This window comes from Pseudomonas cichorii (genome assembly GCF_003700275.1).
Taxonomy (GTDB): domain Bacteria; phylum Pseudomonadota; class Gammaproteobacteria; order Pseudomonadales; family Pseudomonadaceae; genus Aquipseudomonas; species Aquipseudomonas cichorii_B.
In genome coordinates, this window is sequence record NZ_RBRE01000051.1 from 33,436 (window position 1) to 55,177 (window position 21,742).

Consider the following 21,742-nt stretch of genomic DNA (forward strand, 5'->3'; position numbering starts at 1 on the left):
AAGCTGACCTGACGATAGTACAAGGCGGTATTTTACATGGAAAAATCGCCATCGTAGGCTTTGCTCAGCAATCGCTCGATCTGCGCCAGTTCCCAGGTGCTCAGCAGGCTGATCGGATCAGTGCCGTAGCGTTGAGTATCCAGGCTCCATTCCCGGCCTTCGGGGCTCAGATAATGCTGGCAATGCTGCAGATGGTTCTCGCTGAAATCGAGGGTCAGGCACCAGTCATCGACAGTGATACGTAACAAACCTGATGCGAGTGATTGTTCGAGACGTAGCAGGCGAATGCCCTGGGCTGCGTCTCGCAATTGCTGATAGACCTCGCGGGCGCTCAGTGGCTGCATCTATATCACTCCCGGCAAACGATTTTTTTCAAACTGGCTGCAACCACTCCAGAAACGCTCAAGCCTGGTCGAGATGAATTTGTCGCGATGGCGGATCAGGAAAAAACGTCGGGTAAAGGACGGCAGGCCCGCGTCCAGAGCCTTTAATTGCCGTGACGCCAGCAGGTCGGCAACCACCCAGCGCGACAGGCAACTGATACCGATGCCTTGCGCCAGCGTGTGCTTGATGGCTTCGGAGCTGCCGATCTGGCGGATATCGGACAGACCATGCAAATGCCGCAGCAGCAATTGTTCGACCACTTCCCGGGTACCCGAGCCCGGCTCGCGCAGCAGCCATTCGGCGCCTTGCAGATCGCTCAGGCTGACATCCGGTTGTTGCGCCAGTGGATGCTGGCGGCCGGCGACGATCAACAGTTCATCCACCAGCCAGGGCTCGGCACTGAGTTCGGGCAAGTGGCACGGACCTTCGATCAGCCCCATGTCGATTTCAAAGTCAGCGACTTTCCTGGCAATGGCCATGCTGTTGCCCATCGCGACATCGACCCGCAATAGAGGCGCCGACTGTTGTAACTCTCCAAGGATCAGCGGCAGCACATAATTGCCGATGGTAGTGCTGCAACCCACCCGCAGGCGGGTTTTCATATCCGCATTACCGGCCAGGAAACCGGCTTCGATCTGTTGGGCGCTTTCGAGCATTTTTCTGGCCTGAGGCAGCAGGGCATGGCCGTTGTCGTTCAGCACCAGACGCTTGCCTACCCGATCGAACAGGCGTGTTTCCAGAGCGCTTTCCAGTTCGTTCAGCGCTGCGCTGGTAGCCGATTGCGAGAGCGATACCGCCAGTGCCGCGCTGGTCGTGCCGCCATGTTGGGCAATGGCGCAGAAGATTTGCAATTGACGAAGACTCAGCTTCACTTTATCTACCTGAAAAATAGGTAATTAAAACCTATATTACCCATTTTTATAACTATTTTGCTTTCTCTAGACTTCGCCCATGTCATCCAGCAGGAATATGCACATGAGCGAAACCAGGCCCGCAGCGATCATGGGATATGCCCGTCCACTGGCGGCTCTTTCGGCACCCCGTGAAGTCATCCGGCAATTCACACCTAACTGGTTCGCGGCGACCATGGGCACCGGCGTGCTGGCTCTGGCGCTGGGACAACTGCCGTTCTCTGCGCCTTGGCTCAAGGGCCTGGGCGAGCTCCTGTGGTTGTTCAATATCGGTTTGTTCGTGCTCTTCAGCGTGATGTACGCGAGTCGCTGGATACTGTTTTTCGATGAGGCCAAACAGGTTTTCGGCCACTCCACGGTTTCAATGTTCTTCGGCACGATTCCCATGGGGCTGGCCACGATCATCAACGGGCTGCTTATGTACGGGCTGCCGCGCTGGGGCATTTCGGTGATTGCGCTGGCCGAGGCCTTATGGTGGATCGACGTGGCGATGGCGCTGGCCTGTGGGGTGCTGATTCCCTTCATGATGTTTACCCGCCAGCAACACAGCATTGATCAGATGACCGCGGTGTGGCTGTTGCCGGTAGTGGCTGCCGAAGTCGCTGCGGCCAGTGGTGCACTGCTTGCGCCACACCTGGCTGATAACGGCGCACAGTTCGGCATGCTGATCACCAGCTATGTGCTGTGGGCGTATTCGGTGCCGGTGGCCTTGAGCATTCTGGTGATCCTGCTGTTGCGCATGGCACTGCACAAGTTGCCTCATGAAAGCATGGCTGCCTCGAGCTGGCTGTCGCTGGGCCCGATTGGCACCGGCGCCCTTGGCATGCTGGTACTGGGCAGCGACGCCCCGGCAATCTTTGCCGCTCAGGGTCTGGCGGGCATTGGTGCTGTGGCTGAAGGCATCGGCCTGATTGTCGGCATTCTTTTCTGGGGGCTGGGTTTGTGGTGGATGGCGCTCGCGCTGTTGATCACCGTGCGTTACTTCAAGGCCGGCGTGCCGTTCAATCTGGGCTGGTGGGGCTTTATCTTCCCGTTGGGTGTGTATGCTGTCACCACGTTGAAGCTCGGCGCGATATTGCACCTGTGGTTTTTCGATGTGCTGGGCGTGGCGCTGGTTGTGTTGCTTGCGGTGATGTGGTGGATAGTCGCTTCCCGAACCCTGGCTGGTGCCTATCGCGGCAACCTGTTCGTATCGCCCTGCATCGCTTCGCTGAACAAGGTCGTCGGTGCATGTACTGCACAGAAAAGCTGAATCCGGCCTGGCCGTATTGAATGATGGAGGCGTTTGCCGGGTGTTTGAACTGACGAGCTACATTGGCCTTTTTCTCGCGGCCATGGGCGCTGCAACCTTGCTGCCGATGCAATCGGAAGCCGTACTCGTCGCCATGCTGCTGTCCGGCAAGTACCTGCCGGTTGTACTGCTGCTGGTGGCGACGCTCGGTAACGTTCTGGGATCGGTGGTGAACTGGCTGTTGGGGCGCAGTATCGAGCGTTTTCGCCACAAACGCTGGTTTCCGGTCAGCGAAAGCAAACTCGAAAAAGCCCGGCAATCCTATGCCCGTTACGGTCACTGGTCATTGCTGCTCAGTTGGGTGCCAATCATTGGCGATCCGCTAACCCTGGTTGCGGGCGTCATGCGTGAGCCACTCTGGCGTTTCATTCTGATCGTCACCCTGGCCAAAGGGGGGCGCTATCTGGTGTTGACGGTATTTGTTCTGCAAGGCGGGTGACCACGGCTTTTCTGCCATGGTCACTCAGCCGGATTACTTGATAAAGCGGACCTGGCTGTTGATCTTCTCGATGACCGAAACCTTGCGTTCGTTGAAGCGGGCCTTGTTCTGCTCGAACAGATTGTTGCCCTTGGTATCAATCGAAATGATCAACGGGCCAAACTCCCGAACCCGGTTTACCCAGAGTGTTTCAGGCATGCCGAGGTCCTGCCATTCGGCGCGTTCGATCTCCTCGACCTGAGTGGCGGCAAGCACTGCACAGCCGCCAGGAAATACGGCGTGTACCGCCATGTTTTCCAGGCAACCGGTAGTGGTTTCCGGCCCCATGCCGCCCTTGCCGACGATCAGTTTGACGCCGGTTTCCTCGATGAACTTCTTCTCGAATTTTTCCATGCGCATGCTGGTGGTCGGACCGATGGAAACCATCTCGAAGCTGCCGTCATCCTTCTTGCGCACGATGGGACCGGCATGAAAGATCGCGCCGCCACGCAGGTCTACCGGCAGCTCGCGGCCAAGTTCGATCAACCGACGGTGCGCCACATCCCGGCAGGTCACCAGTTGGCCAGTCAGGTAAATCACGTCGCCGACATTCAGGTCAGCCAGATCTTCATCCTTGATCGGGGTGCTGAGGATCTTTTTCACAGTACTACTCCTTCATGAGAAAGAATGTCGTAAGAGAGGTCGGCATTGATACGGATCTTGCCGCGACGATGGGCCCAGCAGCCGGTGGAAACGGCGACGCCAATGGTTGAAGGGTGACGCGCCGAGGACTCGATGTTGACGCCCATGACGCTGCTATTGCCGGTCAGGCCTTGTGGACCGATGCCAATTTCGTTGAGGCCGTCTTCGAGGAGCTTTTCCATCAACGCGGCGTTCTCGTTGGGATGGCTGGAGTCGACCGGGCGCAGGATGGCGCGCTTGGACAGACGTGCAGCGGTCTCAACCGAAGTGGAAACACCGACGCCGACCAGCAACGGCGGGCAGGCATTGATACCGCGCGAGGTGATCACATCAAAGACGAACTCAGTCACGCCTTCGTAGCCCTGGCCCGGCATCAGCACCTTGGCCGAACCCGGCAGCGTGCAACCGCCACCGGCCATGTACACGTCGACGATTGCATAATCGGCATTCGGGATGATTTCCCAGTCCAGCCACGGGATTTTCGAGCCAGTGTTGGTGCCGGTGTTCTTCTCGTCGAAGGTTTCCACCGCGTTGTGGCGCAGCGGGCCCTTGATCGTGGCTTCCAGAGTGGCGTTCTGCATGATGCCTTCCAGCTCGCCGAGCAACGGGAAGCTGGCGCCGGCAGCGATGAAGTACTGAATGACTCCGGTGTCCTGGCAGCTCGGGCGGTCGAGCTTGTCGGCGTATTCCTGGTTCTCGGCCATCGAATCGTAGACCGCGATGGCCAGTGGATTGGTTTCGGCGGCACGTAACTTGGCGGTTTTTTCTTTTACGTCCTTTGGCAGGCGCTTGCCGATGTAGGCGGTAAATTTCGCCATCGTGTCGGTGAGCGATAGCACGGCTGCTTCTTTATCCATTTTTATTCTCCTTACTGCTTCACAAGGCTCATGGAACGGGCTTTTAGGGTGCGCATGCGGTTATGCGCGGGTGCCCGTTGCTATGGGGTTCACGGGTGGGGTTGCGGGCGAAGACTGTTTTGCCAGATGCAGTTCCGAAGGCTGCTCTGCTTCAGGGGCCTGGACTGGTTCCTGGTCCGGGTCCTGGCGACCATCGAGCACCTGATTCATGCGCGTGCTATCCAGCGCACCGACCCATTTGGCGATTGCCATGGTGCCGACGGCATTACCGATGGTGTTGGTGATGGCGCGGGCTTCGGACATGAAGCGGTCGACACCCAGCAGCAGAACCATGCCGGCCACCGGAATCTTGTCCATCGAAGCCAGGGTGGCGGCCAGGGTAATGAAGCCCGAGCCGGTAACGCCTGCCGAACCCTTGGAGGTCAGCAGCAGTACGCCCAGAACAATCAACTGGTCCATCAGGGTCAGCGGCGTATTGGTGGCCTGGGCAATGAAGATGGCCGCCATGGTGTAGTAGATGCACTGGCCGTCAGGGTTGAAGGTCAGTCCTGAAGGAATCACCAGACCCACGACGGGTTTGGAAACACCGACCTTTTCCAGCTTGGTCATCAGTTGCGGAACGACCGATTCCGAGGAACTGGTGCCCAGTACGGTGAACAGCTCTTCCTTGAGGTATTTGAGGAATTTCCACAGGCTGAAGCCGGACAGGCGAGCAATGAAACCGAGAACGAACACCACGAACAGGAAGCAGGTGACGTACATGGTTGCCACCAGCTTGCCGAGCGAAACTATCGAGCCCAGGCCGTATTTGCCGACGGTAAAGGCCATCGCGCCACAGGCGGCCAGCGGTGCCAGGCGCATGATCATGCCGACAATGTGGAACATGCCATGGGAGAAGGCTTCGAGCACATCGACCATCGGTTTGCCGCGCGGACCCAGGTGGGCGAGGGCGATACCGAACAGGGTCGAGAACAGCAGGATCGGCAGGATCTCGTTCTTGGCAAATGCGTCCGTCACGCTGGCAGGAATGACTTGCAGCAGGAAGCCGGTGAACCCCACCGATCCGCTCGACGCCGCAGCCGTGTAGTTGGCGATGCTCTTGGTATCCAGCGTGGCGGGGTCGACGTTCATGCCCTGGCCGGGCTGAACGAAGTTGACCACTACCAGGCCCAGTACCAGGGCGAAGGTTGAGAGAACCTCGAAATAGATCAGCGCGCGGGAACCGACCCGGCCAAGCTCCTTCATGTTCTCCATCCTGGCGATGCCAAGCACCACGGTGGCGAAAATGATCGGCGCAAAAACCATCTTGATCAGTTTGATAAATGCATCGCCCAGAGGCTTCAGGTCGACGCCGATGTGCGGCCAGAACACCCCGAGCAATATGCCCGTGGCCACGCCGATGAGAACCTGCACATACAGCTTTCCTATGAATCGCTTGGCCATAGCCTTCTCCGCATTATTTTTATGAGTCGGATTATTTGGTGGCGACTGGGCTATCGAGTACTGCAGACAGAACCGGGTTGTTACGGCTGGATAGCCCAGGTTTTGTGGGGTCAAACACGGAAGGAAAGGTAATGGTTTTTTTGAAGTGCGGTAATACAATGAAATTCACTTCATTGTTAACTTGCAGTTAATTATTGGCAGTAGTGTTGAGCCGAACTTCCAATCGGGGGGAGGGGATGGCGTTGCAGGGGTTACTTGAAAAAGCGACTGGGCGTCGTACCGAATTGCTTCTTGAACATGCTGGCGAAAGCGCTTGGGCTGTCATAACCAAGCAGTCCGGCGACATCAATGACCTTTTCGCCCTGGGCAATACGCTCCAGCGCCAGCAGCAATCGAGCCTGTTGACGCCACTGACCGAAGGTCATCCCGGTCTGTTTGTGGAACAGCCTCTGAATGGTTTTTTCGTCGATCTTCAGTCGCGCCGCCCAGTCAGCCATGGTCGAGTTATCCCCCGGATTTTCCTGCAGGGATGCGCAGATGACTTTTAGCCGTCGATCATTGGGCTGCGACAATTTGAGCGGCAAGGTCGGCAGCACACAGATCTCATCGAGGATAAGACGCATGATTCGTGCTTCCCGCGAATCTGCGCCATAAGGCGGCACGATATCCACGGAAGACTTGATCAACTCGCTTAACAGCGGAGAAATACTGATCGCCTTGCTTTGTGCGGGGAGGTTCAGTGCGTCGTTCGGCTGCACGAAGATACTGCGCATCTTTACCGGGCCGATACAGCGAATCGCATGAGTCTGGCCCTGCGGCATCCAGATGCCTCGACTGGGCGGCACCGTCCAGCGTACGGCTCCGGCATGCACCGTCATTACCCCTTCGATGGCATGAATCAACTGATGCCTGCCGTGTGTATGGGCCTGGATCAGCCAGCCGTCAGGATAATCCGTCGCGCTGCTGGTAATGGCCCAGGTCCATTCATCCTCCTCCAGCAGAAACTCATCCAGCGGCGTGATCATGGAGTGCCTCTTTCGCGGTAGCGATGGCCTTTAACGAGTGAGACGGCATTTGCGTTGCACCCTAGCATGGGTTGCATCTTCTCTCTGATGGTTGAGTCCCGATCATGCCCATACTCAATGCCGAACCTCTGATTGAACAATTACAGCGAGTGGACGCTGCATACCAGTACCTGCTCACTCAAATCAGTGCAGCAGAAGGCAAGGCTGCCAGTGCCAGGAACAGCGAACATACCGAGTTGATGCATAGGATCGCGCAGGCCCGGCAGCAGCATTTCTCTGCGCTTGTGGAACTGTCCTATCGCCTGCGCGTGCAACTGGAAAACCGCGCAAGCCACTAGCCAGCCAGTTGCTTCGCCTTGGTCACGGGCAGCAAGGCCGTGACCACGCCCAGCAACGGCAGGAACGAAGTGAGTTTATAGACCCAGACGATGCCATGGATATCTGCCAGCTCACCCAGGCCGGCAGCACCGATGCCGCCGATCCCGAACATCAGGCCGAACATGATGCCGGACACCATGCCGACGCGGCCGGGTACCGCCTCCTGGGCATATACCACCAACGCGGCAAAGGCCGAGGACATGATCAGGCCTATCGTTACTGCGAGCACTACAGTCCAGACCGGATTGGCGTAGGGCAGTATCAGCGCGAAAGGCGCGACGCCGAGAAACGATACCCAGATCACGGCCTTGCGTCCGATCCTGTCACCCACCGGCCCGCCGGCAAATGTTCCCAGAGCAACCGCCGCCAGAAATGCAAACAGATACAACTGGCTCTGCTGGACTGACAGGCTGAAGCGCTCGATGAGATAGAACGTGAAGTAGTTGGTGAATGCCGCAATGTAGACAAACTTGGCAAACATCAGCAGTGCAATCACCAGAATGGCCCGAATGATATTGTTGCGACTCAGGCCGGCAGCCTGATTGCGTTTCAGGGCATTGAGCTGGGTTTGTCCATGACGAATGGTCCAGCCGGTGATTCTGCACAGCACCCACACCGCCAGGCCTGCCACCAGCATGAACCAGGCGATTGCCGACTGGCCGTAAGGAATGACAATCGCTGCCGTCAGCAACGGGCCAATGGCAGAGCCTGTGTTGCCGCCGACCTGAAACGTCGACTGCGCAGTGCCGAAACGCCCACCCGAAGCCATCCTGGCCACCCGCGACGCTTCCGGATGGAAAGTGGCAGAGCCTACTCCAACCACCGCTGAGGCGATCAGCAGCATTTCATAACTGTTGGCAAAGGCGAGCAGGGCGATACCCAGCAACGTGATAATCATCCCGGATGGCAGCAGATAAGGCTTCGGATGCTTGTCGGTGTACATGCCGATCCAGGGTTGCAGCAACGACGCAGTGATCTGGTAGACCAGTGCAATCCAGCCAATCTGCGCGAAGCTGAGCGAGAAGTTGCTTTTCAGCATGGGATAGATCGAAGGCAAGACGGCCTGGATCAAGTCATTTAGCAGATGGGCGAATGCAGCTGCACCGACGATGCGGACAAGAAAGCCCGAGGGTTCCTGGGCGGCGAGAGGCGGCGCGATGTTATCGAGAGCGGCTGGCTTGATAGTCATGGGCAGAGTTCGGCTGGCGAGTGAGACATACACGATCCGTGGCGACCGCGATTCAATGGCCTGCACAGGTTATGCAGCTCCTTGCCGCCTGTCTCACGTGATACCGGCGTGAACTATCTTGATACGGACATTGACGTAATGATTGCCCCTTGAACGCAAAACCCCCGTATCGCCAGGCGAATACGGGGGTTTTGGTGTGCATCAAGCTCCGTGGAATGCCACGGCTGCTGTCAGACGTTGAAGCGGAAGTGCATCACGTCGCCGTCCTTGACAATGTATTCCTTGCCTTCCAGGCGCCATTTGCCTGCTTCCTTGGCACCGGCTTCGCCTTTGAACTGGATGAAGTCTTCGTAGGCGATGACTTCGGCGCGGATGAAGCCTTTCTCGAAGTCGGTGTGGATCACGCCAGCGGCCTGTGGTGCAGTGGCACCGACGCGGACGGTCCAGGCGCGGACTTCTTCTACACCGGCGGTGAAGTAGGTCTGCAGGTGAAGCATTTCGTAGCCTGCGCGGATTACGCGGTTCAGGCCTGGTTCTTCAAGGCCCAGGGCTTCGAGGAACATGTCCTTTTCTTCGCCGTCGTCCAGCTCGGCGATTTCCGCTTCGATCTTGTTGCAGACCGGTACCAGCATCGCGCCTTCTTCTTCGGCGATGGCGCGGACCACGTCCAGCAGCGGGTTGTTCTCGAAGCCGTCTTCAGCAACGTTGGCGATGTACATGACCGGCTTGGTGGTCAGCAGGTGGAAGCCACGAATGACCGCTTTTTCCTCGGTGCTCATGTTCTTCATCAGGCTGCGTGCCGGCTTGCCTTCGGTGAAGTGGGCGATGAGCTGTTCGAGCAGGCCCTTCTGGGTCACGGCTTCCTTGTCGCCGCCCTTGGCGTTGCGGGTGACTTTCTGCAGCTGTTTTTCGCAGCTGTCGAGGTCGGCGAAGATCAGTTCCAGGTCGATGATTTCGATGTCGCGCTTGGGATCGACACTGTTGGAAACGTGGATCACGTTCTCGTCTTCAAAGCAGCGCACCACGTGAGCGATGGCGTCGGTCTCGCGGATGTTGGCCAGGAACTTGTTGCCCAGGCCTTCACCTTTCGAGGCACCGGCAACCAGGCCGGCAATGTCGACGAATTCCATGGTGGTCGGCAGGATGCGCTTGGGGTTTACGATGGCTGCCAGAGCCGCCAGACGCGGGTCGGGCATGGCCACGATGCCGCTGTTCGGCTCGATGGTGCAGAAGGGAAAGTTCTCTGCCGCAATCCCGGATTTGGTCAGGGCATTGAACAGGGTGGACTTGCCGACGTTAGGCAGGCCGACGATGCCGCAATTGAATCCCATGGTGTTTCCCCTCGAGTGATGTCAGGCCTTCTGGCTGTGCAGGTTTTTCATCGCCCGGCTCCATTCACCGGCGAAGATATCCGGCAGCACGCCGAGGGCAAAGTCGATACTGGCGTCCAGTTTCTCCTGTTCGGCGCGTGGCGCTCGACCCAGGACAAAACCGGATACCTTGCTGGCATCGCCTGGGTGGCCGATGCCGAGCCGCAAGCGATGGAAAGTGTTCTGGTTGGCGAGTTGCGCGATGATGTCGCGCAGGCCGTTGTGACCGCCATGCCCGCCGCCAACTTTCAGTTTGGCAACGCCGGGAGGCAGGTCGAGTTCGTCGTGGGCCACCAGGATTGCGTCGACCGGAATTCGATAGAAACCGGCGAGCGCCGCTACGGCCTGGCCGCTACGGTTCATGTACGTGGTGGGGATCAACAGGCGAACATCCTGACCCTGATGCGTGAAACGCCCGGTCAGGCCGAAAAATTTGCGCTCGGGAACGAGATCGACTCGTTGCGCCGCAGCAATACGCTCAACGAAAAGAGCCCCTGCGTTATGCCGGGTCTGTTCGTATTCTGCGCCTGGATTTCCCAGGCCAACGATCAGTTTTATGGCGGTCACGACAGGGGCTCTTCCTTGGAGTTGTGGATAACACCGCTGACGACAGCGGCTACGGTGGACGAAAAATGCTCATTTACCATGATGTAAACTCCGCGATCCCGCCCGCTTTGCCTGCTATCGCTCGCGATGTTTCCTGAGCAACTCCGACGTTATCGAGTAATGAATTACTCGGCAGCGCCTTCTTCTTTGGTGTCTTCAGCAGCTACACGTGGAGCGTGGACGTTGGCGATAGCCAGGTCGGTGCCGTGTGCCAGTGCGACGAACTCAACGCCTTTTGGCGCCTTGAGGTCGGACAGGTGAACGTTGGAACCGATTTCCAGAGCGCCCAGATCGACTTCGATGAACTCAGGCAGATCTTTTGGCAGGCAGGAAACTTCCAGCTCGGTAGTAGTGTGCGAGATCTCGCCGCCTTTCTTGACCGGAGCTTCTTCATTGATGAAGTGAACCGGAACGATAGCGGTCAGTTTCTGGCCAGCTACAACGCGAACGAAGTCAGCGTGCATCACGTGGCCTTTGGCCGGGTGACGCTGCAGAGCCTTGATCAGGACGTTCTGCTTGGTGCCACCAACGTTCAGCTCGATAACGTGGCTGAAAGCAGCCTCGTTTTCCAGCAGCTTGGCAACTTCTTTAGCCAGCATGCTGATGGACTCAGGAGCCTTGTCGGCACCGTAGACAACAGCTGGAACCAGGCTTGCGATACGACGCAGGCGGCGGCTCGCACCTTTCCCCAGGTCGGAACGCACTTCAGCATTCAGAGTGAAATCATTCATGTTGTTTCTCCAAAATAACCACATTCGGCTCGGCGTTTGCGACCAGCGCCGGGACGATATGGGCAAAAAAGCCCCGCCCTGACCGAATGTCAGGGCGGGGCGCTTTTCGTCGACGAGATGCAGGCCAGGGAAAAACCCTTAGCGGAACATCGCGCTGATCGATTCTTCGTTGCTGATACGGCGAACCGCTTCAGCGACTACCGGTGCGATATCCAGTTGACGGATACGGCTACAGGCTTGTGCAGCAGCGGACAACGGGATGGTGTTACTCACCACCAGTTCGTCCAGCACGGAATTTTCAATGTTTTCGATCGCCCGACCCGACAGCACAGGGTGTGTGCAGTAGGCAAAGACCTTGGCAGCGCCATGCTCTTTCAGGGCCTTGGCCGCATGGCACAGAGTGCCGGCGGTATCGACCATGTCATCGACCAGAATACAGGTACGCCCTTCGACATCACCGATGATATGCATCACTTCGGAGTGATTGGCTTTCTCACGGCGCTTGTCGATGATCCCGAGATCGACACCCAGGGATTTGGCAACGGCACGTGCACGCACGACGCCACCGATATCCGGGGAAACGATCATCAGGTTTTCAAAGCGCTGGTCTTCGATGTCATCCACCAGAACCGGGGAGCCGTAGATGTTATCTACCGGAATATCGAAGAAACCTTGAATCTGGTCAGCATGAAGATCAACCGTGAGAACACGATCGATACCCACCACGGTCAGCATGTCAGCAACGACTTTCGCGCTGATTGCAACACGTGCGGAACGCGGACGGCGATCCTGACGGGCATAACCAAAGTAAGGAATCACAGCAGTGATTCGGGACGCTGAGGAACGGCGGAAGGCATCAGCCATCACGACGAGTTCCATCAGGTTATCGTTTGTCGGAGCGCAAGTCGGCTGAATAATGAAGACATCTTTACCGCGGACGTTTTCATTGATCTCAGTGCTGATTTCGCCGTCGGAGAATTTACCGACAGAGACATCACCCAATGGGATATGCAGCTGACGTACTACACGCCGAGCCAGATCGGGGTTAGCGTTCCCCGTAAAGACCATCATCTTGGACACGCGCAGTACCTGGAGGCTGAGGGTATACCTGGATGAGTATAGAAAATGGCAGGGGCGGCTGGATTCGAACCAACGCATGGCAGGATCAAAACCTGCTGCCTTACCGCTTGGCGACGCCCCTGTATTGAATCAATCTGAGTGCCTGGCACTCAATTCCGTTTACAGAATCTGTAGCTTGCGATGCAACATCGAAACGTTGCTTCCTTTTGCTACGAACCCTGCAAGGGTCTCTGTAAGAAGGGCCGAGACTTTATCAGCTTCAGCTTTGTTTGGGAAGGCCCCAAACACACAACTTCCAGTTCCGGTTAATTTTGCTTCGGTAAAATTACCTAACAAATTCAAAGCGTTACGTACATCTGGATAACGCTTCTCTACAACCGCTCTACAGTCGTTTTGACTGTTTCCCTTGGGAACGGGGCGCACTTTAATGGGAGGAGTGTCACGTGTCAACAGTGGATCTGAAAAAATTTCTGCTGTACTTACAGATACTTGCGGCACAAGTACCAAATACCACGGTTCTTCGGGGTTTACGGGGGTCAGGATTTCTCCCACGCCCTCGGCAAATGCTGCGCGTCCACGCACGAAAACCGGGACGTCGGCGCCCAGCGTAAGGCCCAGTGCGGCCAGACGATCTTCGTCCCAGCCAAGATTCCACAGATGATTCAGACCCAGAAGGGTCGTTGCCGCATCGGAACTGCCGCCGCCGATGCCGCCGCCCATGGGCAGGCGTTTTTCCAGCCAGATATCCATGCCCAGTGTGCAGCCGGACTGTTGCTGCAGTGCCCGGGCTGCCTTGACGATAAGATTGCTGTCGTGGGGAACACCGGGAACATCGGTCTGCAGGCGGATTTCACCGTCCTCGCGTACGGCAAAACCGAGTTCGTCGCCGTAGTCGAGAAACTGAAAGATGGTTTCCAGTTGGTGATAGCCGTCAGGACGACGGCCAAGAATGTGCAGCATCAGGTTCAGCTTGGCCGGAGCCGGCAGGGTCAGTTGTGGCGTGTTCATGCTCATTGCCCCAGCTTGCGAGGCTGCCAGTCCTTGACCACCAGCGTGACATCGAGGTCCTGGCCATGCAGTTTGATGCGTTCGGGCAGCCAGTAACCGTTCTGCTCGGCATAGCTGAGGTATTCCACCTGCCAGCCATCCTGTTCAAGGCTGGCCAGCCGGCTGTCGTCATCCAGGGTCAGGCGGCTCTTGCTGTCGGGAGCGGGAAGACCGCGTACCCACCAGACCAGATGCGAAACCGGAAGCTTCCAGCCCAACTGGTCTTGCAGCAGGGTTTCCGGCGTCGCGGCTTCATAGCGGCCCTGATTGGCGACTTCCAGGCTCACGCTGCCCGGACGACCGGTCAGGCGTGCCGCGCCGCGTCCCAGCGGGCCGGAGAGGCGAATGTCGTAATAATCCTGGCGTTGCAGCCAGAACAGGGTACCGCTGCCGGAGTCGCGAGGGGCGCGGATGCCGACCTTGCCGTTGATCTGCCAGCCATCGAGGCTGCTCAGTTGTTGCTTGTGCTCGCGCCATTGCGCGGGATTGCCCTTGCCCTGAAGGGCTTCGCGGGAGGTCATGCCGGCACAGCCGGCGAGCAGGGCGATAAGGCTGAATACGATTACATGGCGCAAAAACATAACGTCAAAGAGTCTCTGATCCGGTCAGGCGCAGCAGCGTGCTGCGCAGAATAGGGCTGTCGGGTTGCTGTTCAAGGGCTTTGCCCCAGACTTTACGGGCTTCACGCTGCTCGCCCTTGGCCCAGAGTACTTCGCCCAGATGAGCGGCAACTTCGTGGTCGGGGAAGCGCTCAAGCGCAAGGCGCAGCAAGCGTTCGGCCTCGTCCAGGTTGCCCATGCGGTAATTGACCCAGCCAAGGCTGTCGAGCACGGCCGGATCTTCCGGATTGAGGCTGTGGGCCTTTTCGATCAGTTGCTTGGCTTCGGCATAGCGGGTCGTGCGATCCGAAAGGGTGTAGCCCAGGGCGTTCAGAGCCATGGCATTTTCCGGTTCGCGCTTGATGATGGTCCGCAGGTCCTTTTCCATCTGGGCCAGATCGTTGCGCTTTTCCGCCAGCATGGCGCGGGTGTAAAGCAGGTTCACGTCGTCCGGGTACTGCTTGAGCGCCTGATTCAATACTTGCCAGCCACGATCGGGCTGATTGTTGCTGGTCAGGGTTTCGGCTTCGATCAGGTACAGCTGGATCGCGTAGTCCGGTTGCGTATCGCGGGCTTCGGCGAGGCGTTTGGACGCTTCGGCCGCGTTGCCGTTGCTCATCAGAATGTCGCTCTGGCGCAACTGGGCAGACAGGAAATCACTGCCCGGCCCGACCTGGGCGTATTCGGCAAGGGCGCTTTGCGGGTCGTTGCGCTCTTCGTGGATACGACCCAGATTCAGGTGCGCAGAATCGACATGCGCGCCGCGCTCGACCAGTTCCTCCAGATAGCCGGCCGCTTCATCCCAGGCCTTGGCTTCCAGGCAGACCAGTGCCAGCGAGAAACGCAGGTCGTCGTCATCCGGATATTGCTGCAGCAGGCTGGAGAACTGGACCTTGGCGTCTTCCATGCGGTTCTGTTCGACCAGCATGCGTGCGTAGGTCAGGCGCAGACGTTTGTCTTCCGGGTATTTCTTGAGGCTTTTTTCCAGGATCGGCAGCGCTTCCTTGCCACGGCTCATGCCTTGCAGCAGGCGAGTACGCAGCAGGATCGGCGCGATTTCGCCTTCCTTGGGTGGATTGTCTTCAAGCAGACGCAACGATTGTTCGGAATCGCCGTTCTGTTGCAGGAGCAATGCCTTGCCGAAAATCAACTGGCCATTGTTCGGGTACTTGCCCAGCAACCGGTCGAAGCTCTTGAGCAGGCCGTTGCGGGTATCGGTGTCGGTTTCCGCCGCGGAGAGCGCCAGAAAGTCGAAATGCGTGTCGCCCTGGCCTTGCAGGACCTTCTCCATATACATCATGGAGTCGTCATAGCGTCCGGAACGCGCCAGTTGAATGGCGGCGGCTCTTTGCGCCTCCAGGTTGGTCGCGTCGTTGCGCGCCCAGATCAGTGCGGTATCCAGCGCGGCCTGATCGGCGCCCAGATACTCGGCAATCCGATAGGCACGTTCGGAAACGCCAGGGTCCTGAGTGGTAACCGCCTGGGTGACGTAGTTATCCAGCGCAATGTCGAAACGGTTGCGTTGGCCAGCCAGTTCGGCGCTCAGCAGGCTTACCAGGGTTTCCTGAGTGAACGAGCCATAGACCAGCGGCTTGGTTTCAGGCGCGGGAGTGGTGTCTTTCTGTGGCGTCACAGGTTGCTGTGAAACGGGTGCCGTGGACTGGCAACCACCAAGAAAGACGAGGGCGAGGAACAGCGCGGAGGATCTAGTCATATATGAGAAAGGCGGCTTACCTGCGGTTTGGAGCATCATGACACAAGGCTGTCGGCAAAACCCACAACCGGCGGAAAAACTACTGCAACAGCGGTTTTGGCGGCGTTGCTGGCCTTTGGACAGGGCCCGCAACGAGCGATTCTAGTGGGACAATAATATGCAGTGGTTGTTCTGAGCTTATCGAAGTAGGACAATTGCGGGCTTCACGTCACCACCAGCGACCCTGAATGGCCTTCCTTGCACTTGGTATTAACCATAAGACTGCCTCGGTAGACGTTCGCGAGCGCGTGGCATTTACGCCGGAACAGCTGGTTGAGGCCTTGCAGCAGCTTTGCCGTCTTACCAGCAGTCGCGAAGCCGCGATCCTCTCGACGTGTAACCGTAGCGAGCTGTATATAGAGCACGACCAGCTCGCAGCTGAAAGCATTCTGGCCTGGCTGGCGGATTATCACCACCTGAGCCTGGATGAGTTGCGCGCCAGCGCCTACATACATGAAGACGATGCCGCCGTACGGCACATGATGCGCGTGGCCTCGGGCCTGGACTCCCTGGTACTCGGCGAGCCGCAGATTCTTGGCCAGATGAAATCCGCGTATGCCGTTGCCCGCGAAGCCGGGACCGTTGGTCCGTTGCTCGGGCGGTTGTTCCAGGCCACGTTCAGTGCCGCCAAGCAGGTGCGCACCGACACCGCCATCGGCGAAAACCCGGTATCGGTCGCGTTTGCTGCTGTCAGCCTGGCGAAACAGATCTTCAGCGACCTGCAACGCAGCCAGGCGCTGCTGATCGGTGCTGGTGAAACCATTACCCTGGTTGCCCGGCATCTGCGGGATCTGGGCGTCAAGCGTATCGTGGTAGCCAACCGTACCCTGGAGCGCGCCAGTATCCTGGCCGCCGAGTTCGGCGCCCATGCGGTACTGCTTTCGGATATTCCGGCTGAGCTGGTCAACAGCGACATCGTGATCAGTTCCACGGCCAGCCAGTTGCCGATCCTCGGCAAGGGCGCGGTGGAAAGCGCCTTGAAGCTGCGCAAGCACAAGCCTATTTTCATGGTGGATATCGCCGTTCCCCGGGATATCGAGCCCGAAGTCGGTGAGTTGGACGACGTTTACCTGTATAGCGTCGACGATCTGCACGAAGTGGTCGCCGAAAACCTCAAGAGCCGGCAAGGCGCGGCCCTGGCGGCCGAGCAACTGGTCAGTGTCGGCGCCGACGATTTCATGTCGCGCCTGCGCGAGCTGGCGGCAGTCGATGTACTGCGTGCCTATCGTCAGCAAAGCGAGCGGCTGCGCGACGAAGAGCTGAGCAAGGCCCAGCGCATGCTGGCCAACGGCAGCAATGCCGAAGAAGTATTGATTCACCTGGCCCGTGGCCTGACCAACAAACTGCTGCACGCCCCAAGCGTCCAGCTTAAAAAGCTGTCTGCCGAGGGGCGCGTCGATGCGCTGGCCATGGCTCAGGAACTTTTTGCCCTCGGTGAGGGCTCGACGGATAAACCTTCGCAATGAAAGCTTCACTGCTCAATAAGCTGGATGTGCTCAGCGACCGTTTTGAAGAACTGACCGCGCTGCTTGGCGATGCGGAAGTTATCAGCGACCAGACCAAATTCCGCGCCTATTCGCGTGAATACGCCGAAGTAGAGCCGGTCATCGAGGTTTACCGGCAGCGGATCAAGGTGCTCGCCGATCTGGACGGTGCGCAGGCACTGCTCAAGGACAGCGACCCGGACATGCGTGAAATGGCGGTCGAGGAAGTTCGTGAAGGCAAGCAGCAACTGCTGGAACTGGAAGCGCAGTTGCAGCGCATGCTGCTGCCCAAGGATCCGAATGACGGCCGCAACGTGTTTCTGGAAATCCGCGCCGGTACCGGTGGTGACGAGGCAGCGATTTTCTCCGGCGATCTGTTCCGCATGTACTCGCGCTATGCCGAGCGGCGTGGCTGGCGGGTGGAAATCCTTTCGGAGAACGAAGGCGAGCACGGCGGCTATAAAGAAGTCATTGCCAGGGTCGAAGGCGAGAATGTCTACGGCAAGCTGAAGTTCGAGTCCGGCGCCCACCGTGTCCAGCGGGTCCCTGAAACCGAATCACAGGGCCGTATCCACACCTCGGCCTGTACCGTGGCGGTGTTGCCCGAGCCTGACGAGCAGCAGGCAATCGAGATCAATCCGGCGGACCTGCGCATCGACACCTATCGTTCCTCGGGCGCCGGTGGACAGCACGTCAACAAGACCGACTCGGCGATTCGCATTACCCACTTGCCATCGGGTATTGTCGTGGAGTGCCAGGAAGAACGTTCGCAACACAAGAACAGAGCCCGGGCAATGTCCTGGTTGTCTGCCAAACTGAATGATCAGCAGACCAGCGCGGCAGCCAATGCCATCGCCAGCGAGCGCAAGCTGCTGGTCGGTTCGGGCGATCGTTCGGAGCGTATTCGCACCTATAACTTCCCTCAAGGGCGAGTGACGGATCACCGCGTCAATCTGACGTTGTATTCACTGGATGAAGTTCTCGCCGGTGGCGTCGATGCAGTGATAGAGCCGCTACTCGCTGAATATCAGGCTGATCAACTTGCGGCACTGGGTGAGTAAATGACCATCATCGCCAGCTTGTTAAGAAGCGCTGAACTTCCCGACTCACCAACCGCCCGGCTGGATGCCGAGTTGCTGCTGGCCGCTGCCCTGGGCAAGCCGCGCAGCTTCCTGCATACCTGGCCCGAGCGGATTGTCAGCACCGAAGCGGCGCTGGCTTTCGCCGGCTATCTGCAGCGTCGACGCACCGGTGAGCCGGTGGCTTATATTCTGGGCCAGCAAGGCTTCTGGAAACTCGATCTGGAAGTCGCGCCACATACCCTGATTCCACGCCCTGAAACCGAAATGCTGGTCGAAGCGGCGCTGGAACTGGTACCGGCTTTTGCACCGGCACAGATTCTGGACCTCGGTACCGGCAGCGGGGCGATTGCCCTGGCATTGGCCAATGAGCGCCACCTGTGGAAAGTGACCGCCGTGGACCGCGTGCTGGAAGCCGTGGCCCTGGCCGAACGCAACCGCCAGCGCCTGCAACTGGACAACGCGGTGGTGCTCAACAGCCACTGGTTCAGTGCGCTGGAGGAGGCGCGGCAGTTCGACCTGATCATCAGCAACCCGCCCTACATTGCCGACACCGATCCGCATCTGGCTGCCGGTGATGTGCGTTTCGAGCCAAGCAGTGCGCTGGTTGCAGGCAGCGACGGCCTGGACGACCTGCGCGCCATCGTCGAGCAGGCGCCGGCCTACCTGCGCAGTGGTGGCTGGTTGTTGCTCGAACATGGCTATGACCAGGGCGCTGCGGTGCGCAATCTGCTGACGACCCGTGGTTTCGAGCGGGTCCAGACCCGTCGCGATCTGGGCGAACATGAGCGCATCACCTTTGGATGCCTGCCGTGCTGAGTGACCAGGAACTGCTGCGCTACAGCCGGCAGATCCTGCTGCAACATGTCGACATCGACGGCCAGATAAAGCTCAGGCACAGCCGTGCGCTGATCGTCGGTCTGGGTGGCCTTGGCTCTCCGGTGGCACTGTATCTGGCGGCAGCCGGGGTGGGTGAATTGCATCTGGCCGACTTCGACAGCGTTGACCTGACCAACCTGCAGCGCCAGATCATCCATGACAGCCAGAGCGTCGGCCAGACCAAGGTAGACTCTGCCATGGCCCGTCTGGCGGCCATTAACCCTGAAGTGACGCTGGTCGCCCATCGCGCGGCCCTGGATACCGATTCGCTGAGTGCTGCCGTGCAGGCGGTGGATCTGGTGCTCGATTGCTCGGATAACTTCTCAACCCGCGAGGCGGTGAATGCCGCGTGTGTTGCCGCAGGCAAGCCATTGGTCAGCGGCGCGGCGATTCGCCTCGAAGGCCAGTTGTCGGTGTTCGACCCGCGTCGCGCCGAGAGCCCTTGCTATCACTGCCTGTACGGGCACGGCAGCGAAGCCGAGCTGACCTGCAGCGAAGCTGGTGTCATCGGCCCGTTGGTGGGGCTGGTCGGCAGCCTGCAAGCCCTGGAAGCCTTGAAACTGTTGGCAGGCTTTGGCGAGCCTCTGGTCGGCCGTCTGCTGCTGATCGATGCCTTGACCAGCCGTTTCCGCGAATTGAAGGTCAAGCGTGATCCGGCCTGCGGTGTCTGCGGTACTGCTCGGCAGGCCAGGCATGACTGACACTCGTACGCCTTACAGTCGCAATGCGCCGGTTGGAGTGTTTGATTCCGGCGTGGGCGGGCTTTCGGTATTGACCGAGATTCGCCAGTTGCTGCCCGACGAATCGCTACTGTATGTCGCGGACGGCGGGCATATTCCCTATGGTGAGAAGACTCCGGAATTCATTATCCAGCGCTGCCTGGCGATTGCCGGTTTTCTCCGTGAACAAGGCGCCAAGGCTCTGGTGCTGGCCTGTAATACCGCGACAGTGGCTGGCGTTGCCCAGATACGTCAGCGCTACCCCGACTGGCCCATCGTTGGCATGGAGCCGGCGGTCAAACCGGCTGCGGCTGCAACGCGCAGCGGCGTGGTCGGCGTTCTGGCCACCACCGGGACCCTGCAAAGCGCCAAGTTCGCGGCGTTGCTCGACCGTTTTGCCAGTGATGTGCGGGTGGTGACCCAGCCATGCCCGGGTCTGGTCGAGCTGATCGAGACTGGCGACCTGCTCAGCCCGACCATTCGCCAGTTGCTCTGGAGCTATGTCGAGCCGTTGCTGGCTGAAGGATGTGACACCATCATCCTTGGCTGTACCCACTATCCGTTTCTCAAGCCACTGCTGCGTCAGATGATTCCCGACTCGATCAGTCTGATCGACACCGGTGCCGCGGTAGCCCGTCAACTCCAGCGCCTGCTGGCCCAATCCGATCTCTTGAGTCTTACGCCTGGATGCGAAACGTCCTACTGGACGAGTGGCAATCCAAATGATTTCAAAAAAATTCTGCCAGCCCTATGGCAAAGTCCCGGCAGTGTGCGAAGCTTGGGTTTGTAAAAAAATCGTGAAAAAGACTTTTTGGGGCTGAACTAACGCTTTGCTACGGCTTTCTATACTGCGTCCGCCAGGTTTCCAGCACTTTACTAACAACTACATATGAAATGGATATTTCTATGAAGCAACTCTTTTGTGCGGCCGTTATAGCGGCTGCTCTTGCGGGGCAAAGCTCATTGGCGCAAGCCGACGGAGTTGAGTTTTCGGTAGGCCATACCAGTCAATCGACCATGACTTATCGTCTGGGCGTGCAGTTCGACTGGGATAAAAGCTGGCTGAAAAGCGACGTGGGGCGCCTGACCGGTTACTGGGATGGAGCCTACACGCACTGGGAAGGTGACAAGCAATCCAGCAACAACAGCCTGTCGTTTTCGCCGGTGCTGGTCTACGAGTTCGCCGGACAGAACGTGAAGCCTTATATCGAGGCGGGTATTGGGGTTTCGGTATTCTCCAATACTCAGGTTGAAGACAACAAACTGGGTTCGGCTTTCAACTTTGAAGACCGTATCGGTTTTGGCCTGCGTTTCGCGGGCGGGCATGAAGTCGGTATTCGTGCCACTCACTATTCCAACGCCGGCATCAAACAGCCGAACGACGGGATAGAAAGCTACGCCTTGCACTACAAGATGCCGTTCTAAGTAGCATCGCCTTCGCGAATGAATCCGCTCCCACACGGAGCGAATTTATTCGCGAATGATGGCACCCCACCTACAGATACGCCGTCGCAATTCCCTTGCGCTCATTCAGACAATCGTCTGCTCCCGCTTCAAACTCTCTGCAGATCAACGGGCGTCTTTCGTAGATGGTGCACATCATGCTGTCGCGATCCAGCGCCGCGCACCAGCCATCCTCCAGACGCAACATGACTTCGCCACCCCACTCATCGGTATCGATATAGCGCTCGGGCACGCCGGTGTCGGTGATCAGCATCACCTCCAGCTGGCAGCAGCATGCCGCGCAGGTCGAGCAGGTGACGACCGGTTCGCTGGGAAGCTGGGTCAGGGTAATGA

24 protein-coding genes and 1 tRNA gene are annotated in these 21,742 nt (G+C 58.4%); 9 read left to right on the forward strand and 16 right to left on the reverse strand.

Going from position 1 to position 21,742, the window contains the following annotated elements; translation table 11 throughout:
- Positions 1–32: 32 nt before the first annotated feature.
- Both ALQ04_RS13870 and ALQ04_RS13875 read right to left on the reverse strand, forming a co-directional pair.
- Positions 33–344, reverse strand: coding sequence for a hypothetical protein (locus ALQ04_RS13870; protein ID WP_122316325.1), 312 nt, complete (start codon positions 342–344; stop codon positions 33–35).
- On the reverse strand, positions 345–1,256 hold the full coding sequence (locus tag ALQ04_RS13875; protein WP_122316326.1) for a LysR family transcriptional regulator: 912 nt from the start codon (positions 1,254–1,256) through the stop codon (positions 345–347).
- 103 nt (positions 1,257–1,359) lie between these two features.
- On the opposite strand from ALQ04_RS13875, the gene ALQ04_RS13880 reads away from it, so the two are divergent.
- Both ALQ04_RS13880 and ALQ04_RS13885 read left to right on the forward strand, forming a co-directional pair.
- Positions 1,360–2,547, forward strand: a complete 1,188-nt coding sequence (locus ALQ04_RS13880) for a TDT family transporter (RefSeq protein WP_122316327.1) — start codon at positions 1,360–1,362, stop codon at positions 2,545–2,547.
- A 40-nt stretch (positions 2,548–2,587) separates the two neighbouring features.
- Positions 2,588–3,025: a YqaA family protein gene (locus tag ALQ04_RS13885; RefSeq protein ID WP_122316328.1), complete on the forward strand. Its 438-nt coding sequence runs from the start codon at positions 2,588–2,590 to the stop codon at positions 3,023–3,025.
- Between the two features lie 33 nt (positions 3,026–3,058).
- Here the strand turns inward: ALQ04_RS13885 and ttdB are convergent, their stop codons facing one another.
- The 4 genes from ttdB to ALQ04_RS13905 form a co-directional block, all read right to left on the reverse strand.
- Positions 3,059–3,667 carry a L(+)-tartrate dehydratase subunit beta gene (ttdB, locus tag ALQ04_RS13890; protein ID WP_122316329.1) on the reverse strand — a complete coding sequence of 203 codons (609 nt, stop codon included), beginning with the start codon at positions 3,665–3,667 and terminating at the stop codon, positions 3,059–3,061.
- Positions 3,664–4,563 (reverse strand): L(+)-tartrate dehydratase subunit alpha, encoded by a 900-nt coding sequence (gene ttdA / locus ALQ04_RS13895; RefSeq protein ID WP_122316330.1) that lies wholly within the window; start codon positions 4,561–4,563, stop codon positions 3,664–3,666. The genes ttdB and ttdA overlap by 4 nt, the downstream gene beginning before the upstream one ends.
- A gap of 60 nt (positions 4,564–4,623) precedes the next feature.
- The gene (locus tag ALQ04_RS13900; protein WP_122316331.1) at positions 4,624–6,006 is read right to left on the reverse strand and encodes a dicarboxylate/amino acid:cation symporter; all 1,383 of its coding nucleotides are present in this window, start codon (positions 6,004–6,006) and stop codon (positions 4,624–4,626) included.
- A 251-nt stretch (positions 6,007–6,257) separates the two neighbouring features.
- Entirely contained in the window at positions 6,258–7,031 is a 774-nt protein-coding gene (locus tag ALQ04_RS13905) for a helix-turn-helix domain-containing protein (RefSeq protein ID WP_122316332.1), read from the reverse strand.
- Positions 7,032–7,135: 104 nt separating this feature from the next.
- On the opposite strand from ALQ04_RS13905, the gene ALQ04_RS13910 reads away from it, so the two are divergent.
- Complete coding sequence (locus ALQ04_RS13910; RefSeq protein ID WP_122316333.1) at positions 7,136–7,369, forward strand: hypothetical protein; 234 nt, start codon at positions 7,136–7,138, stop codon at positions 7,367–7,369.
- On the opposite strand, the gene ALQ04_RS13915 is transcribed toward ALQ04_RS13910, so the two are convergent.
- From ALQ04_RS13915 to ALQ04_RS13955, 9 genes are all read right to left on the reverse strand, one after another.
- Positions 7,366–8,598, reverse strand: a complete 1,233-nt coding sequence (locus ALQ04_RS13915; RefSeq protein WP_122316407.1) for an MFS transporter — start codon at positions 8,596–8,598, stop codon at positions 7,366–7,368. The genes ALQ04_RS13910 and ALQ04_RS13915 overlap by 4 nt on opposite strands.
- A gap of 230 nt (positions 8,599–8,828) precedes the next feature.
- Complete coding sequence (ychF, locus tag ALQ04_RS13920; RefSeq protein ID WP_122316334.1) at positions 8,829–9,929, reverse strand: redox-regulated ATPase YchF; 1,101 nt, start codon at positions 9,927–9,929, stop codon at positions 8,829–8,831.
- Positions 9,930–9,950: 21 nt separating this feature from the next.
- Entirely contained in the window at positions 9,951–10,535 is a 585-nt protein-coding gene (gene pth, locus ALQ04_RS13925) for an aminoacyl-tRNA hydrolase (RefSeq protein ID WP_122316335.1), read from the reverse strand.
- 164 nt (positions 10,536–10,699) lie between these two features.
- Complete coding sequence (locus ALQ04_RS13930) at positions 10,700–11,305, reverse strand: 50S ribosomal protein L25/general stress protein Ctc (protein WP_122316336.1); 606 nt, start codon at positions 11,303–11,305, stop codon at positions 10,700–10,702.
- A 138-nt stretch (positions 11,306–11,443) separates the two neighbouring features.
- On the reverse strand, positions 11,444–12,385 hold the full coding sequence (locus ALQ04_RS13935; RefSeq protein ID WP_025258597.1) for a ribose-phosphate pyrophosphokinase: 942 nt from the start codon (positions 12,383–12,385) through the stop codon (positions 11,444–11,446).
- Positions 12,386–12,431: 46 nt separating this feature from the next.
- A tRNA-Gln gene (locus tag ALQ04_RS13940) sits at positions 12,432–12,506 on the reverse strand.
- Between the two features lie 38 nt (positions 12,507–12,544).
- A complete protein-coding gene (gene ispE / locus ALQ04_RS13945; RefSeq protein WP_122316337.1) occupies positions 12,545–13,393 on the reverse strand; it encodes a 4-(cytidine 5'-diphospho)-2-C-methyl-D-erythritol kinase in 849 nt (282 codons plus the stop codon).
- A 2-nt stretch (positions 13,394–13,395) separates the two neighbouring features.
- Complete coding sequence (lolB, locus tag ALQ04_RS13950) at positions 13,396–14,013, reverse strand: lipoprotein insertase outer membrane protein LolB (protein WP_122316338.1); 618 nt, start codon at positions 14,011–14,013, stop codon at positions 13,396–13,398.
- Between the two features lie 4 nt (positions 14,014–14,017).
- Positions 14,018–15,745, reverse strand: coding sequence for a tetratricopeptide repeat protein (locus ALQ04_RS13955; protein ID WP_122316339.1), 1,728 nt, complete (start codon positions 15,743–15,745; stop codon positions 14,018–14,020).
- Between the two features lie 227 nt (positions 15,746–15,972).
- On the opposite strand from ALQ04_RS13955, the gene hemA reads away from it, so the two are divergent.
- The 6 genes from hemA to ALQ04_RS13985 all read left to right on the forward strand — a co-directional run bounded on the left by hemA (position 15,973) and on the right by ALQ04_RS13985 (position 21,370).
- Positions 15,973–17,250: a glutamyl-tRNA reductase gene (hemA, locus tag ALQ04_RS13960; protein WP_122316340.1), complete on the forward strand. Its 1,278-nt coding sequence runs from the start codon at positions 15,973–15,975 to the stop codon at positions 17,248–17,250.
- Positions 17,247–18,329, forward strand: coding sequence for a peptide chain release factor 1 (prfA, locus tag ALQ04_RS13965; protein WP_122316341.1), 1,083 nt, complete (start codon positions 17,247–17,249; stop codon positions 18,327–18,329). The genes hemA and prfA overlap by 4 nt, the downstream gene beginning before the upstream one ends.
- Positions 18,330–19,166, forward strand: a complete 837-nt coding sequence (gene prmC / locus ALQ04_RS13970) for a peptide chain release factor N(5)-glutamine methyltransferase (protein ID WP_122316342.1) — start codon at positions 18,330–18,332, stop codon at positions 19,164–19,166.
- The gene (locus ALQ04_RS13975) at positions 19,160–19,927 is read left to right on the forward strand and encodes a molybdopterin-synthase adenylyltransferase MoeB (protein WP_183142172.1); all 768 of its coding nucleotides are present in this window, start codon (positions 19,160–19,162) and stop codon (positions 19,925–19,927) included. The genes prmC and ALQ04_RS13975 overlap by 7 nt, the downstream gene beginning before the upstream one ends.
- Positions 19,920–20,735: a glutamate racemase gene (gene murI, locus ALQ04_RS13980; RefSeq protein WP_122316344.1), complete on the forward strand. Its 816-nt coding sequence runs from the start codon at positions 19,920–19,922 to the stop codon at positions 20,733–20,735. The genes ALQ04_RS13975 and murI overlap by 8 nt, the downstream gene beginning before the upstream one ends.
- A gap of 116 nt (positions 20,736–20,851) precedes the next feature.
- Positions 20,852–21,370: an acyloxyacyl hydrolase gene (locus ALQ04_RS13985; RefSeq protein ID WP_122316345.1), complete on the forward strand. Its 519-nt coding sequence runs from the start codon at positions 20,852–20,854 to the stop codon at positions 21,368–21,370.
- A gap of 70 nt (positions 21,371–21,440) precedes the next feature.
- On the opposite strand, the gene ALQ04_RS13990 is transcribed toward ALQ04_RS13985, so the two are convergent.
- Positions 21,441–21,740 carry a YkgJ family cysteine cluster protein gene (locus tag ALQ04_RS13990; protein WP_122316408.1) on the reverse strand — a complete coding sequence of 100 codons (300 nt, stop codon included), beginning with the start codon at positions 21,738–21,740 and terminating at the stop codon, positions 21,441–21,443.
- Positions 21,741–21,742 lie beyond the last annotated feature (2 nt).

Excerpts from the sequence above, each read along its gene's own strand:
- ALQ04_RS13905 (WP_122316332.1), bottom strand. The coding sequence starts at position 7,031 with ATGATCACGCCGCTGGATGAGTTTCTGCTGGAGGAGGATGAATGGACC.
- ALQ04_RS13955 (WP_122316339.1), bottom strand. The coding sequence starts at position 15,745 with ATGACTAGATCCTCCGCGCTGTTCCTCGCCCTCGTCTTTCTTGGTGGT.
- ALQ04_RS13880 (WP_122316327.1), top strand. The coding sequence starts at position 1,360 with ATGAGCGAAACCAGGCCCGCAGCGATCATGGGATATGCCCGTCCACTG.
- ispE (WP_122316337.1), bottom strand. The coding sequence starts at position 13,393 with ATGAACACGCCACAACTGACCCTGCCGGCTCCGGCCAAGCTGAACCTG.
- ALQ04_RS13870 (WP_122316325.1), bottom strand. The coding sequence starts at position 344 with ATGCAGCCACTGAGCGCCCGCGAGGTCTATCAGCAATTGCGAGACGCA.
- murI (WP_122316344.1), top strand. The coding sequence starts at position 19,920 with ATGACTGACACTCGTACGCCTTACAGTCGCAATGCGCCGGTTGGAGTG.
- ALQ04_RS13985 (WP_122316345.1), top strand. The coding sequence starts at position 20,852 with ATGAAGCAACTCTTTTGTGCGGCCGTTATAGCGGCTGCTCTTGCGGGG.
- lolB (WP_122316338.1), bottom strand. The coding sequence starts at position 14,013 with ATGTTTTTGCGCCATGTAATCGTATTCAGCCTTATCGCCCTGCTCGCC.
- ALQ04_RS13915 (WP_122316407.1), bottom strand. The coding sequence starts at position 8,598 with ATGACTATCAAGCCAGCCGCTCTCGATAACATCGCGCCGCCTCTCGCC.
- ALQ04_RS13900 (WP_122316331.1), bottom strand. The coding sequence starts at position 6,006 with ATGGCCAAGCGATTCATAGGAAAGCTGTATGTGCAGGTTCTCATCGGC.
- prmC (WP_122316342.1), top strand. The coding sequence starts at position 18,330 with ATGACCATCATCGCCAGCTTGTTAAGAAGCGCTGAACTTCCCGACTCA.
- ALQ04_RS13910 (WP_122316333.1), top strand. The coding sequence starts at position 7,136 with ATGCCCATACTCAATGCCGAACCTCTGATTGAACAATTACAGCGAGTG.
- hemA (WP_122316340.1), top strand. The coding sequence starts at position 15,973 with ATGGCCTTCCTTGCACTTGGTATTAACCATAAGACTGCCTCGGTAGAC.
- prfA (WP_122316341.1), top strand. The coding sequence starts at position 17,247 with ATGAAAGCTTCACTGCTCAATAAGCTGGATGTGCTCAGCGACCGTTTT.
- ttdA (WP_122316330.1), bottom strand. The coding sequence starts at position 4,563 with ATGGATAAAGAAGCAGCCGTGCTATCGCTCACCGACACGATGGCGAAA.
- ychF (WP_122316334.1), bottom strand. The coding sequence starts at position 9,929 with ATGGGATTCAATTGCGGCATCGTCGGCCTGCCTAACGTCGGCAAGTCC.
- ALQ04_RS13930 (WP_122316336.1), bottom strand. The coding sequence starts at position 11,305 with ATGAATGATTTCACTCTGAATGCTGAAGTGCGTTCCGACCTGGGGAAA.